Below are 14182 nucleotides of genomic sequence, written 5' to 3' on the forward strand. Positions count from 1 at the left end.
CACAGCAGTTCGCAGGCTGACCGCTTCGCGGGCTGCGGGGCGAGCGCAGCGAGCCCGCAGCCAGCCATCCCGCGTCCCTCTTCTCCGTTTGGCCTGGCGAAGCCCGAGCACGCTTGTCAAGATGCCGCCGCACTGCCCGGCAGACCGGGGTGCCCAACGGCGTCTTGACGAGCGTGCTTGCCTGAAAGGAGGCCAAACGGAGAAGAGGGACCCCGCCCACCGCAGTGGTAAACCGCACCACCACACCAACGGTCACCGGCCGGCAGAGCCCGTCCCCCTCTTTTTTGGAGGTCTGCCCCGCCGGCGAGGCGTGCCCTTCAGCTCTTGCACTTGATCCCCACTCCCACCCCCCACCTCCCCCATTGATCAACATCGGGTTTGCGCCCTCACTCGTTCGGGCAACCCCGTCCCCATGCTTGGTCGAGTGGTGGTCGGCGCCGCGCTGGGCGCGGGTCTCGGTGCCGCGTGGATGTGGCTGCGCGACCGGATCGTCTCCGGTCGTGTCTGCACCCAGGAGGACTGGGGCTGCCTGGAGCTCTACCTGGTGATGATCCCGGTCGGCCTGATCGCCGCCGTCCTCATCTCCTGGGCCGTGTTCGCGGCGGCCCACGTCGGCCGCCCGCTGGGCACGGCCGCCGTCAGCGTGGCCTTCGCCGCCGCGCTCGCCCTGCTCACCGTGTGGTTCGAGATCCCCGGCGACGTGCTGCTCACCAGCGCCGTCGGCTTCGTCCTCGCCTCACCGGTGACCGCACGCCGCCCCGTCGTCCACACCGCGGCCCGTGGCTGAGGCCAGCCGCCTGGAGGCGGCCGGTTCCACGGACAGCTTCACGCACAGGTTCCGGTTGCGCCGCGCCACGGACACCCCCCGAACGGAGGACACCCCGGTGAGCGAGACCACCTCGCCCCAACCCACCACGTCCACCCCACCCCCCACACCCACCCCCACCGAGGAAGTCACCTCGGCCCACAGCACCCCGGTCGACGCCCGCCCCCGCCCGACCATCCGGGAGCGCGGCTCCCGAGCGGGCGGTTTCGCGTTCTCCGCGCTGCTGCGCGTCGTCCTCTCCGGCGTCGTGGGCGCAGGCCTCTGCGCGGCCTGGATCGCCGCCCACCAGGCGGGCCTGCTGCACCGCGCCCTGGGCGAGGCCTCCGCGTCCCTCCCCGACTTCCTGCTCCTGCTCTTCGTCGGCCTCCCCCTGGCCCTGGTCGCCAGCGCGCTCCTCGCGGGCCCGCTGCTCTGGCTCCTCGGCGTCCGCCCCGCGTGGCCGATCGTGCTCCTCGGCCCGGTGGTCCTCGCCGTCGCCCACTACTTCGACATGCCGAACCTGCTAGCCGGAACGGGCGACCAGTGGGTCGTCCTCGCGATCCTCGCCGGCCTCAGCTACGCCCTGGCCGGCCTGCTCACCATCCCCACGATGCTGATGCGCTCCCGCTCGGCCTGACCCCCCAAAAAAACCAACCCCTGACCCCGGCTTCCGGCGCGGACCCCCGCCCGGAGCCGGGGTCATCGCACGCCACCCCCACCCCGGTCCCCACTCCCACCCCGGTCCCCACTCCCACTCCGGTCCCCACTCCCACTCCGGTCCCCACCCCCATCCCCAGGCCCCGGAACCAGATCCAGCACCCCCACGTCCCGCCCCTCCCGAGCGCACCACTCCACCGCCCCCTCCCGGCTGACCGGCCGCGCCCCGTCCGGCCTCCGCCCCGGAACCGGCCGCCACCCGTCCGGCGCGAGCACGCTCAACCGCCCACCCCGAACCGCCATCAACCTCCCCGCCGGGAACGCCATCGCCGGTTCGGAAAGCAGGAAACCGATCTCCACGGTTGACCTCCAGCGCACTGGAGCCCGCACCCTCGGTGGTGAAAAACCGGATGCCACCGGCAGGCCCGCCTTCGTACTGTCGAAGCGGACCCGAGGGGGAACTCGTGAACGACCAACGTACTTCCACGGCCGCGACCCTGCGCAGGCTGTGGCCGTACCTGCGCCCCGTCAAGAACCAGGTAGCCGTCAGCACCGGGGCCGCCGTGCTCGCCATGCTGTGCGGGCTCGGCATCCCGCTGGTCACCCAGCGGGTCGTCGACGGCCCGATCGCGCACCGCGACTCGTCCGCCCTCCCCTGGCTGATCGGCCTCGTCCTGGCGCTCGGCCTCGCCGAGGCCCTGCTCTTCTACACCCGCCGCAAGGTCATCGCCCGCCCCGCCTCGACCGTCGAGCTGGCCATGCGCACCGACCTCTACACCCGCCTCCAGGCGCTCCCGGTCGCCTTCCACGACCGCTGGCAGTCCGGGCAGCTGCTCTCCCGCGCCACCAGCGACCTCACCACCGTGCGCCGGTTCGTCGCGTTCGTGCTGGTGTTCCTGCTGGTCAACACCACCGTCATCGTCATCGGCCTCGGCGTGCTGTTCTGGCTGTCGCCGCTGCTCGGCCTGGTGGCGCTGCTGTCCACCCTGCCACTGATCGCCCTGTCCTACCTGTTCGAGACCCGCTACAAGGTCGCCGCCCGCCTCTCCCAGGACCAGGTCGGCGACCTCACCACCACGGTCGAGGAGTCCGTGCTGGGCATCCGGGTGCTCAAGGCGTTCGGCCGGGGCCCGCACCTGGCCGCCCGGTTCCAGCGCCAGGCCCGCGAGCTGCGCGGCACCGAGCTGGTCAAGGTCCGGGTGTTCGCCGCGCTGTGGGCGGCGCTGCTGGTGCTGCCCGAGCTGTCCATCGCGGGCCAGCTCGCCGTGGGCGCGTTCGGCATCACCTCCGGCACGATGACCGCGGGCACCCTCATCGCCGCCATCGCGGTCAGCGCCTACCTGCGCTGGCCGGTCGACTCGATCGGGTGGTTGTTGTCCGAGACCAACCAGACCGCGGCGGCCGTCGACCGCTACTTCGAGGTGCTCGACGAACCGGTCGCGATCACCTCGCCCGCCGCTCCACGACCTCTGGCCGCGCCGGTGCGCGGGCACCTGCGCTTCGAGGGCGTCCGCTTCGGCCACCCCGGCTCGGGCGACGAGGTGCTGCGCGGCGTCGACCTGGAGGTGCGCCCCGGCGAGACCGTCGCGCTCGTCGGCGCGACCGGGTCCGGCAAGACCGCGCTGACCGCGCTGGTGCCCAGGCTCGCCGACGTCACCGGCGGCCGGGTCACCCTGGACGGGGTCGACGTGCGCGAGCTGGACCTGGCCGAGCTGCGCCGGGTCGTCGGCACCGCGTTCGAGGAGCCGGTGCTGTTCTCCGCCAGCGTCACCGAGAACGTCGGCCTCGGCGGCGGTGACGCCTCGCCGCACGCGGTGCGCGAGGCGCTGCGGGTGGCGCGCGCCGAGGAGTTCGTCGACGCCCTCCCGTGGGGCCCGGACACCCGCATCGGCGAGCAGGGCCTGTCCCTGTCCGGCGGCCAGCGGCAGCGGCTCGCGCTGGCCCGCGCGGTCGCGGGCAGACCGGCGGTGCTGGTGCTGGACGACCCGCTGTCCGCGCTGGACGTGCACACCGAGGCCGAGGTGGAGGCCGCGCTGCGGCGCGTGCTGCGCGACGTGACGGCGCTGGTCGTCGCGCACCGGTCGAGCACCGTGCAGCTCGCCGACCGGGTGGCCGTCCTCTCCGGCGGCCGGATCACCGCGACCGGCACGCACCGCGAGCTGCTCGCGGGCAACGCCGAGTACCGCCACCTGCTGTCGACCCTGGCCGACGAGGACGAGGAGGTGCGGGTGTGAGCGCCGCGACCGGAAACGGCCCGAAAGACCCCACCACCCCGCAGGGCCCGACCACCCCCACGCAGGACACCCCCACCCCCACCCCCTCCGCCGACGGCTGGCGCGGCGTGGCAGCCGAGGAGGTCGACGACCCCGACCGCACCACCGGCACCCGCCTGCGCGCCCGCTCCCGCCGCCTCCTCGGATCCCTGCTCCGCCCCCACGCCGGCCTGGTCGCCCTCTCGCTCGTCCTGATGGTCGTGGAGAACCTGGTCCTGCTCGCGGGCCCGCTGCTGATCGCCGCCGCGATCGACCGGGGCGTCCCGGCCGCCCTCGACGGCGACCCGGCCACCCTCGCCTGGTGCGTCGGCGGCTACGCCGCGTCCGGCCTGGCCGCCACCGTCCTGCGCTACGCGTTCGTGCGGCTCATCGGCCGCATCGGCCAGGACGTGCTGCTCGACCTGCGCCTGCGGGTGTTCCGGCACGTCCAGCGGCTGTCGGTGTCCTTCCACGAGCGCTACACCTCCGGCAAGGTCATCTCCCGGATGACCAACGACGTCGACTCGCTGCAGAACCTGCTCGACGAGGGCCTCGACGGGTTCTTCAACGCGATGCTGTCGGTGTTCGCGATCAGCGTCGTGCTGTTCGCGCTGGACGTGCCGATGGCGCTGTTCGTGCTGTCCGGGTTCCTGCCGCTGGTGCTGCTGGTCCGCTGGTTCCAGGCCCGCTCGGCGGCGGCCTACCGGGGCACCACCGGTTCGATCGCCAAGGTCGTCGTGCAGCTGGTGGAGACCATGAACGGCATCCGCGCCGTGCAGGCGTTCCGCCGCGAGCCGCGCAACGAGCGCATCATGGCCGACCTCAACAACACCTACCGGGACGCCAACGTCACCGCGCTCAACGTGGTCGCCACGTTCACCTCGGCCGTGCGCGCCATCGGCAACATCTCGCTCGCCGTCCTGCTGGCGTGGGGCGCGTGGCGGGTCGCGGACGGCACCCTGGAGCTGGGCGTGCTGGCCGCGTTCACGCTCTACGTGCGGCGGTTCTACGACCCGATGGACAACATCGCCATGTTCACCAACGCCTACGCCGCCGCGACCGCCGCGCTGGAGAAGCTGTCCGGGCTGCTGGAGGAGCGCCCGTCGGTGCCCGACCCGGTCGACCCGGTCCCGCTGGGGCCGGTGCGCGGGGAGGTCCGGTTCGAGGGCGTCGAGTTCCGCTACCCGGCCTCCGACTCGCTCGTGCTGCCCAGGTTCGACCTGCGCGTCCCGGCCGGGCAGACCGTGGCGCTGGTCGGCGCGACCGGCGCGGGCAAGTCCACGCTGGCCAAGCTGGTCGCCCGCTTCTACGACCCGACCGGGGGAGCGGTGTGGCTGGACGGCGCCGACCTGCGGTCGGTGTCCGACGCGGACCTGCGCCGGGCCGTGGTGATGGTGACGCAGGAGAACTTCCTGTTCGAGGGCACGGTGGCCGACAACATCGCCCTCGGCCGCCCCGACGCCACCCGCGAGGAGGTCGTCGCGGCGGCGGTCGCGGTCGGCGCGCACGGCTTCATCGGCGGGCTGCCCGACGGCTACGACACCGACGTGAGCAAGCGCGGCGGCCGGTTGTCCTCTGGGCAGCGGCAGCTGGTGGCGTTCGCGCGGGCGTTCCTGGCCGATCCGGCGGTGCTGGTGCTGGACGAGGCCACGTCGAGCCTGGACGTGCCGACCGAGCGGACCGTGCAGTCCGCGCTGGAGACGGTCCTGGCCAGCCGGACGGCGTTCATCATCGCCCACCGGCTGTCCACGGTCCTGATCGCGGACCGGGTGCTGGTGGTCGACGGCGGCCGGGTCGTGGAGGACGGGACGCCCGAGGAGCTGATCGGGGAGCGGGGCAGGTTCGCGCGGCTGCACTCGGCGTGGCGCGAATCGCTCGCCTGAACCGCGTGGCGCCCGGCTGACGGGGTAACCGGACGAGGTGGGGGGCGGGCGGCGACCCGTCCCCCACCTCCCTGGTCCGAGCCCTCGCGCAACCCGCAGGTCCACCCGCGGCTGATGCGCGCCAACGGCACGAACCCCGGCGGGTGAAGCACCCACCCGCCGGGGTTCGGCGCGAACCGGGGTCGCCGCTGAACGCACCCGTTCGCTTCACCGTCTAGTGGTGAATGCCGACCGTTCGGAGTAGGCCCCATCCAACCCCGCACGCTCCGGCACTACCTATATTCCCCGAAAAGACGCAACTATCACCCATTTGGACCGACTGTGACCGGGCACACTCAACTGGCATGGGGGAATCGGCAGGCAGGCCCGAACGACCCGCGCGGCCCGAACAGCCGGCGCAGCCCGCGCAACCGGCTCAACCCGCGCAACCGGCTCAACCCGAGCTGAACCGGGCCATCGGCCCCAAGCTGCTGCTGTTCTTCGTCGTCGGCGACATCCTCGGCACCGGCGTCTACGCGCTGACCGGCAACGTCGCGGGCAAGATCGGCGGCGCCCTCTGGCTGCCGTTCCTGATCGCCTTCGCCGTCGCGTTCCTCACCGCGTTCAGCTACCTCGAACTCGTCGGCAAGTACCCCAAGGCCGCGGGCGCCGCGCTCTACACCCACCGCGCGTTCGGCGTCCAGTTCCTCACCTTCATGGTCGCCTTCGCCGTGATGAGCTCCGGCATCACCTCTGCCGCCTCGGCCGCGCTCGCGTTCGGCCGCACCTACCTCCAGTCCGTGCTCCGCGAGTTCTCCTCCGACTCGGTCACCGTCTCCGCGTCCCTGGTCGCGGTGCTGTTCATCCTCGGCCTCGCGGTGGTGAACCTGCGCGGCGTCTCCGAGTCGGTCAAGGCCAACGTCGTGCTCACCTGCATCGAGGTCTCCGGCCTGCTGATCATCATCGCCATCGGCGCGCTCGCGGTGGCCTCCGGCGACGGCGACCCGTCCCGCCTGGTGCGGATCGACCCGGCCCCCGGCCAGTCCGCGCTGATCGCGATCACCTCGGCGACCTCGCTCGCGTTCTTCGCCATGGTCGGCTTCGAGGACTCGGTCAACATGGCCGAGGAGTGCCGCGACCCGGTCCGCATCTTCCCGCGCGCGGTCCTGTGGGGCATGGGCGTCGCCGCGCTGATCTACGTCCTGGTCGCGGTCACCTCGTCCCTGCTGATCCCCGCCGACGAGCTCGCAGCCGCGGGCAGCAACGCCCTGCTCAAGGTGGTCCAGGTCGGCGCGCCCTCGTTCCCGCTGTGGGTGTTCTCCCTGATCGGCCTGTTCGCCGTCATCAACTCCGCGCTGATCAACATGCTGATGGCCAGCCGCCTCGTCTACGGCATGGCGGGCGAGCGGATCATCCCGAGGTTCTTCGGCGTCGTGCACCCCACCCGCCGCACCCCCTGGGTCTCGGTCCTGTTCACCACCGGCGTCGCGATCGCCCTCGTCCTGACCGCCGACATCGCCAAGCTCGGCGGCACCACCGCGCTGCTGCTCCTGGTCGTCTTCGCCATCGTCAACGTCGCCGTCCTGGTGCTGCGCGCGGACCGCGCCGACCACGAGCACTTCCGCGCCCCCACGATCGTGCCCGTGCTCGGCGCGCTCACCTGCGCCTACCTGGCCAGCCCGCTGTCCGGTCGCCCGTCCGCCGACTACCTGATCGCGCTCTACCTGCTGCTCGCCGGCCTGGTGCTGTGGCTGATCAACCGGGTCGCCCACGGCGTCGTCGAGGTCGACCCGGCCAAGCTCGGCAAGTAGCCGGGAGCGCGGGGAACCGGGAAAGCGATTTCCCCCACCCGCCCCAACCTGACCGAACCCGCCCGCACCCCCCCCCCACCCCCGGTCGTGGCGGCGCTGCGCACCCGCCGCGCGTGCGTACGCTGTTGGTCCATGCTGGAGATCGCCCACGGCGGCGCGCGCGCCGTCATCGCCAAGGTTGGCGCCGGACTGAAGTCCTTCGAGGTAGACGGGGTGCCGTACGTCGAGACGTACGACGGCGAACCGCCGATGGGCAGCGGCGCGGTGCTCGTGCCGTGGCCCAACCGCACCGCCGGTGGCACCTGGGTGCTCGACGGGGCCGAGCAGCAGCTCGAGATCGGCGAGACCGCGCGCGGCAACGCCATCCACGGCCTGGTGCGGCACGCCGAGTGGACCGTCGTCGAGCACACCGGGTCCCTGGTGTCGCTGGAGGTCGGCGTCGAGGGCCGGGGCTGGCCGGTGCCGCTGCGCACCACCATCACCTACGCCCTGGACGACGAGGGCCTGACCGTCTCGCACGGCGTGCACAACATCGGCTCCGCGCGCACCCCGTTCGGCGTCGGCACCCACCCGTACCCGAGGGCGGGCAAGTCCAGCACCGACACGTCCACGCTCACCCTGGCCGCCACCACCGTGCTGCCGCTCGACCCGGAGCGGATGATCCCCTCAGGCCCGGCCGTCCCGGTGTCCGGCGAGAGCGACTTCCGGGCCGCGCGCCTGCTCAAGGGCGTCGAGCTGGACACCCCGTTCGGCGGCTGCGAGCCGGTCGACGGCCTGGTGCGGCACCAGTTGCGCGGCCCGGACGGCGGCGTCGAGGTGTGGGCCGACCCGGACTTCAAGTGGGTGCAGGTCTACACCCCGGACAACTTCCCCGGCCGGGGCAGGGCGGTCGCGATCGAGCCGATGACGTGCCCGCCGGACGCCCTCAACTCGGGCATCGACCTGCTCTGGCTGGCCCCCGGCGAGAGCTGGGCCGGACGCTGGGGTTTGCGCCCGCTGGCCTAGAACATTAGCTTGGCTAACTATGAGCGTCGCTATCACGGGTGGGCACGTCGTCCCGGTCATCGGTGAGCCGATCGAGAACGGGACCGTGCTGGTCATCGACGGGAAGATCGCCGCGGTCGGCGCCTCGGTGGAGGTGCCCGACGGCGTGCCCACCGTGGACGCGAGGGGGTCCTGGGTCCTGCCCGGCTTCGTGGAGGCCCACGGCCACATCGGCGTCCACGAGGAGGCCGAGGGCTGGGCGGGCCAGGACACCAACGAGATGACCGACCCCAACGGCGCCCGCCTGCGCGCCCTGGACGCCATCAACCCGGCCGACATGGGCTTCGCCGACGCCCTCTCCGGCGGCGTCACCACCGCCGTCATCAAGCCCGGCTCCGGCAACCCCATCGGCGGTCAGACCGTCGCGATCAAGTGCTGGGGCCGCACCACCGACGAGATGCTCGTGCGCGAGCCCATCAGCGTGAAGAGCGCCCTCGGCGAGAACCCCAAGCGCGTCTACGGCGACCAGAAGAAGCTGCCCTCCACCCGGCAGGGCGTCGCCGCCGTCATCCGCGACGCGTTCACCGCCGCCCAGGACTACGTCGCCAGGCGCGACGCCGCCGAGGGCCCGTTCGACCGCAACCCCACCCACGAGGTGCTGGCCAAGGTCCTGTCCGGCGAGCTGCCCTGGTGCCAGCACTGCCACCGCGCCGACGACATCGCCACCGCCCTGCGCCTGGCCGACGAGTTCGGCTACCGGCTCGTGATCAACCACGGCACCGAGGGCCACCTCGTCGCCGACCTGATCGCCGAGCGCGGCGTCCCGGTCATCGTCGGCCCGCTGTTCACCACCCGCTCCAAGGTCGAGCTGCGCCAGCGCACCCTGCGCACCCCCGGCGTGCTGGCCCGCGCGGGCGTCAAGGTCGCCATCACCACCGACCACCCGGTGATCCCGATCAACTTCCTGGTGCACCAGGCCACCCTCGCGGTCAAGGAGGGCATGGACCGGACCACCGCGCTGGAGTCCATCACCACCAACCCGGCCCAGATCCTCGGCCTGGACGACCGGGTGGGCGCGCTCAAGCCCGGCCTGGACGGCGACGTGGTCATCTGGTCCGGCGACCCGCTCGACGTGATGAGCCGCGCCACGAAGGTGTTCGTCAGCGGTCGCGAGGTCTACTCGTACGAGGACGGCGAGGGCAAGGTCGCCGACCCGTTCTACCGGGAGAGCTGACCCGCTTTGTGAAGCGGAGCGGTGAGTGCGCACCGGGCGCTTTTTCCGGTGCGCACTCAGGCCTCCGCTTCTAGGAATGTCTCAGCGCCCGCCCGATCACCACGCGCTGGATCTGGTTGGTGCCCTCGAAGATCTGGAGCACCTTCGCCTCGCGCATGTACCGCTCCACCGGGAAGTCCCGCGTGTACCCGGCCCCGCCGAGCACCTGCACCGCGTCCGTGGTCACCTTCATGGCCGCGTCCGTGCACACCAGCTTCGCCACCGCCGCCTGCCGGGTGAACGGCAGCCCCCGGTCCCGCCGCCGCGCCGCGTCCAGGTAGGTCGCCCGCGCCGAGTCCACCGCCGCGGCCATGTCCGCGAGCAGGAACTCCAGCCCCTGGAACTCGATGATCGGCCGCCCGAACTGGCTCCGGCCGCGCGCGTAGGCCACCGCCTCGTCCAGCGCCGCCTGCGCCAGCCCGACCGCGCAGGCCGCGATCCCCAGCCGCCCGGAGTCGAGCGCGCTCAGCGCGATCCGCATCCCGTCGCCCTCGGCCCCGATCAGCCGGTCCGCGCCGAACCGCGCCCCGTCGAACGTGAGCTGCGCGGTCACCGACCCGGTCAGGCCCATCTTCCGCTCGGGGGCCGCCGCGCTCAGCCCGTCCAGCTCGCCGGGCGCGAAGAAGCAGCTCACCCCGCGCCCGCCGGGCTCGCCGGTCCTGGCCATCAGGGTGTAGAAGTCCGCCACCCCGCCGTGCGTGATCCACGCCTTCGTGCCGCGCACCACGTACTCGTCGCCCTCGCGCACCGCCCGCGTGGACAGCGCCGCCGCGTCCGACCCGGCGTGCGACTCGGACAGCGCGTACCCGCCTAGCAGTTCACCGCCGAGCGCGTCCGGCAGCCACTTCGCCCGCTGCTCCGGGGTGCCGAAGTTCACCAGCGCGTACGACGACATCACGTGCACGGACAGGCCGACGGCGACCGACATCCAGGCCGCGGCCACCTCCTCCAGCGCCTGGAGGTACACCTCGTACGGCTGGGCGCTCCCCCCGAAGTCCTCGGGGTACGGCAGGCCCAGCAGTCCCACTCCTCCCAGCAGGCGGAACACGTCCCTGGGGAAGCGGCCCTCCTCCTCGTGCAGCCCCGCCTTGGGGGTCAGTTCGTCCCGCGCGATCTCCCTGACCAGCGCGATCAGGTCCTCGGCCTCGGTGGTGGGCAGCAGCCGCTCGGCTGGCATCGTCGACCTCCGCTCGGTACTCTGCTCAGTACTGTAGGACGTACCAGAGTACTAAGGCCAGTGGTGTGAAAGAGTTCCGCTCATGACCTCGATCGTGGGACGCCCGCTGACGCCGAGGCAGGTCGACCTGCTCGGCAAGCTGGAGTCGCTCGTGCTCGCCGAGGGGTTCGCGCACTTCACGCTCGACGACCTCGCCGCCCGGCTGCACTGCTCCAAGTCGACGCTCTACGCGCTCGCCGCCAGCAAGGAGCAGCTCGCCGTCCGGGTCGTCCGCCGCTACTTCAAGGGCGCCGCCGAGCACATCGAGCGCCGCGTGGCCGACCTCAAGGACGCGCCCGCCAAGGTCGGCACCTACCTCGCGGTCGCCGCCGAGGAGCTGCGCCGCGCCAGCGCCCGCTTCCTCGCGGACGTCGCCGACTACGCGCCCACCCGCAGCACCTACGAGCGCAACGCCCGCGCCGCCGCCGCGCGCCTGCGCGAGTTCATCCAGGAGGGCGTGCGGGACGGGGTGTTCCGCGACGTCCAGGCCGTGCTCATCGCCGAGATGGCCGGGGTCCTGATCGAGAACATCCAGACGGGCGTCCTGCCCCGGCGAGCCGGGGTCACGGACGCGGAGGCGTTCACCGCCCTCGGTGAACTCCTGCTCGACGGGTTGCGCAGAGAACGGAGCCAGGGTTGATCGTCGTTGCTGGTGAGGCCCTCGTGGACCTCGTGCCCACGTCCGAGGGGAACCTCGCCCCGCGCCTGGGCGGGGGGCCGTTCAACGTGGCCGTCGCCGTCGGCAGGCTGGGCGTTCCGGTGTCGTTCCTGTCCAGGGTCTCGCAGGACCTGTTCGGCGACCGGGTCGTGGAGCGGCTGACCGCCTCGGGCGCGGCCACCGACCTGGTGGCGCGCGGCCCCGAGCCGACCACCCTCGCGGTCGTCGGCCTCGCAGACGACGGGTCCGCCCGGTACACCTTCTACGTGGAGGGCACCGCCGACCGGCTCGTCGCCGACCCCGGCCCCCTGCCGGACGACGTGCGCGCGGTGTCCTTCGGCACCCTGTCGATGGTCCTGGAGCCCGGCGCGAGCGCCTCCGAGGCCGTCCTGCGCCGCGAGTCCGCGCGCGGCGCGCTCACCGCGCTGGACCCGAACATCCGCGCGAGCCTCATCCCGGACGCCGACGCCTACCGGGCCCGCTTCCGCTCGTGGCTGCCCGACGTCGGCCTGCTCAAGGTGTCCGTCGAGGACGCCCGCTGGCTCGCCGACCTCCCCGAGGACGACGTGCTCGCCGCCGCCCGGCAGTGGCAGTCCGAGGGCCCGGCCGTGGTGGTGCTCACCCGCGGTGGCGACGGGCTGGCCGTTCTCACCGGATCGGGCGAGGTGATCCACGTCCCACCGGTGGCCGTCCAGGTGGTCGACACGATCGGCGCCGGTGACACCGTGCAGGGCGCGCTGCTGGCCTGGCTGCACGACCACGACGCGCTGTCCGCCGAGGCGGTGCGCGGTCTGGACGGGGCGTCGTGGATCAGGGCGCTGTCCTACGCGGGCGCCGCCGCGGCCATCACCTGCTCGCGGGCCGGGGCCGAGCCCCCGTTCAAACGCGAGCTGGAGATGACCTAGCTCTCACCTCCCGTCCGGTGGAGGAACAGGGCAAAAGGGTTACGGTGGGGATGCGCGCCAGCTAACCGCGCATCCCTTGTGATGCAGGTCCCACCTCGCGGAATCGGTGCACTCCGCGGCTGAGGAGCGGGTCGACCCCCGACTAGCGTGACGCCAACTGTCAGGACCCCAACGGGGTGGTGCTGCGGAGCGGACGACCCACCGTCCGCGCTGCGGTCGTGCGCGACCAGCGCGAGAGCCACCCCGAACCGAGCGTGAGAGGGACTCTGCATGTCCGACGCGACGACTGCGCCGAACGACCCCCGTACCGTCGCGCTCCGCCACGACGGCGGAGAGCACGAGATGCAGCTGGTCCGGGCGACCGAGGGTGCCTCCGGCATCGACCTCGGCAAGCTCCTGGCCAAGACGGGCCTCGTCACCCTGGACAGCGGCTTCGTCAACACCGCGTCCTGCTCCTCCGAGATCACCTACATCGACGGCGACGCCGGCATCCTGCGCTACCGCGGTTACCCGATCGAGCAGCTCGCGGAGAAGTCCAACTTCCTGGAGGTCAGCTACCTGCTGATCAACGGCGAGCTGCCGACCGAGGCGCAGCTGGCCGACTTCTCCTCCAAGATCAGCAGGCACACCCTGCTGCACGAGGACCTCAAGCGGTTCTTCGACGGCTTCCCGCGCGACGCGCACCCCATGCCGGTGCTGTCGTCCGCGGTGTCCGCGCTGTCCACGTTCTACCAGGACAGCCTGAACCCGTTCGACGCCAAGCAGGTCGAGATGTCGACCATCCGCCTGCTTGCCAAGGTCCCCACCATCGCGGCCTACGCCTACAAGAAGTCCGTGGGCCAGCCGTTCCTGTACCCGGACAACAGCCTGGGTCTGGTGGAGAACTTCCTGCGCATGACGTTCGGCTTCCCCGCCGAGCCGTACGACGTCGACCCCGACCTGGTGAAGGCGCTCGACCTGCTGTTCATCCTGCACGCGGACCACGAGCAGAACTGCTCCACGTCCACCGTGCGCCTGGTCGGCTCGTCCGAGGCCAACCTCTTCGCCTCCATCTCCGCGGGCATCAACGCCCTGTTCGGCCCGCTGCACGGCGGCGCCAACAGCGCCGTGCTGGAGATGCTGGAGAAGATCCGCAACGAGGGCGGTGACGTCGCCTCGTTCGTGAAGAAGGTCAAGAACAAGGAGGACGGCGTCCGCCTGATGGGCTTCGGCCACCGGGTCTACAAGAACTACGACCCGCGCGCCGCGATCATCAAGCGCACGGCCGACGACATCCTCGGCAAGCTCGGCGGCGACGACCAGCTGCTGGACATCGCCAAGGCCCTGGAGGAGGCCGCGCTCAGCGACGACTACTTCGTCGAGCGCAAGCTGTACCCGAACGTGGACTTCTACACCGGCCTGATCTACCGGGCGATGGGCTTCCCGACGAAGTTCTTCACGGTGCTGTTCGCGCTCGGCCGCCTCCCCGGCTGGATCGCCCACTGGCGCGAGATGATCAACGACCCGGCCACCAAGATCGGCCGCCCCCGGCAGATCTACATCGGCTCCCCGGCGCGCGACTTCGTGCCGATGACCGAGCGCTGATCCGGGTCGCTGATCCGGGTCGCTGATCTGGGTCACTGACCCGGCGCGACGCCCCAGGGCGTCGTGGTCCGGCGCTCAGGTCAGGGCGCCGGGCCGGAGCGGGAGCGAGTCCCGCGACGAGCACGTCGAGCGGGCCCGCCCCACCCCCCGCGGTGGGGGCCCCCCCTCGTTCCCC

At 72.2% G+C, this 14182-nt stretch carries 11 protein-coding genes; 10 read left to right on the forward strand and 1 reads right to left on the reverse strand.

Translation table 11 applies throughout. The features are described 5' to 3' along the window. Positions 1-412 precede the first annotated feature (412 nt). The 7 genes from ACTUAL_RS15950 (at position 413) to ACTUAL_RS15980 (ending at position 9605) form a co-directional block, all read left to right on the forward strand. Positions 413-787, forward strand: coding sequence for a hypothetical protein (locus ACTUAL_RS15950; protein WP_096491346.1), 375 nt, complete (start codon positions 413-415; stop codon positions 785-787). Beyond that, positions 780-1442 (forward strand): hypothetical protein, encoded by a 663-nt coding sequence (locus ACTUAL_RS15955; RefSeq protein WP_440900818.1) that lies wholly within the window; start codon positions 780-782, stop codon positions 1440-1442. The genes ACTUAL_RS15950 and ACTUAL_RS15955 overlap by 8 nt, the downstream gene beginning before the upstream one ends. 484 nt (positions 1443-1926) lie before the next feature. Continuing rightward, the gene (locus ACTUAL_RS15960; protein ID WP_440900819.1) at positions 1927-3696 is read left to right on the forward strand and encodes an ABC transporter ATP-binding protein; all 1770 of its coding nucleotides are present in this window, start codon (positions 1927-1929) and stop codon (positions 3694-3696) included. After that, a complete protein-coding gene (locus ACTUAL_RS15965; protein WP_440900820.1) occupies positions 3693-5597 on the forward strand; it encodes an ABC transporter ATP-binding protein in 1905 nt (634 codons plus the stop codon). The genes ACTUAL_RS15960 and ACTUAL_RS15965 overlap by 4 nt, the downstream gene beginning before the upstream one ends. A 344-nt stretch (positions 5598-5941) precedes the next feature. Then, the gene (locus ACTUAL_RS15970) at positions 5942-7387 is read left to right on the forward strand and encodes an APC family permease (protein WP_440900821.1); all 1446 of its coding nucleotides are present in this window, start codon (positions 5942-5944) and stop codon (positions 7385-7387) included. Between the two features lie 132 nt (positions 7388-7519). Beyond that, positions 7520-8392 carry an aldose 1-epimerase family protein gene (locus ACTUAL_RS15975; RefSeq protein ID WP_440900822.1) on the forward strand — a complete coding sequence of 291 codons (873 nt, stop codon included), beginning with the start codon at positions 7520-7522 and terminating at the stop codon, positions 8390-8392. A 19-nt stretch (positions 8393-8411) separates the two neighbouring features. Next, a complete protein-coding gene (locus tag ACTUAL_RS15980; RefSeq protein ID WP_096491350.1) occupies positions 8412-9605 on the forward strand; it encodes an amidohydrolase in 1194 nt (397 codons plus the stop codon). A 70-nt stretch (positions 9606-9675) separates the two neighbouring features. Here ACTUAL_RS15980 and ACTUAL_RS15985 read toward each other — a convergent pair whose 3' ends face one another. Further along, positions 9676-10821, reverse strand: a complete 1146-nt coding sequence (locus tag ACTUAL_RS15985; protein WP_096491351.1) for an acyl-CoA dehydrogenase family protein — start codon at positions 10819-10821, stop codon at positions 9676-9678. A gap of 82 nt (positions 10822-10903) precedes the next feature. Between ACTUAL_RS15985 and ACTUAL_RS15990 the strand changes: the two genes are divergently transcribed. From ACTUAL_RS15990 to ACTUAL_RS16000, 3 genes are all read left to right on the forward strand, one after another. Next, on the forward strand, positions 10904-11500 hold the full coding sequence (locus tag ACTUAL_RS15990) for a TetR/AcrR family transcriptional regulator (RefSeq protein ID WP_012783156.1): 597 nt from the start codon (positions 10904-10906) through the stop codon (positions 11498-11500). Beyond that, positions 11497-12423 carry a carbohydrate kinase family protein gene (locus ACTUAL_RS15995; protein WP_440900823.1) on the forward strand — a complete coding sequence of 309 codons (927 nt, stop codon included), beginning with the start codon at positions 11497-11499 and terminating at the stop codon, positions 12421-12423. The genes ACTUAL_RS15990 and ACTUAL_RS15995 overlap by 4 nt, the downstream gene beginning before the upstream one ends. A gap of 270 nt (positions 12424-12693) precedes the next feature. Continuing rightward, positions 12694-14007, forward strand: coding sequence for a citrate synthase (locus ACTUAL_RS16000; protein ID WP_096491353.1), 1314 nt, complete (start codon positions 12694-12696; stop codon positions 14005-14007). Positions 14008-14182 lie beyond the last annotated feature (175 nt).

Source organism: Actinosynnema sp. (assembly GCF_052038725.1).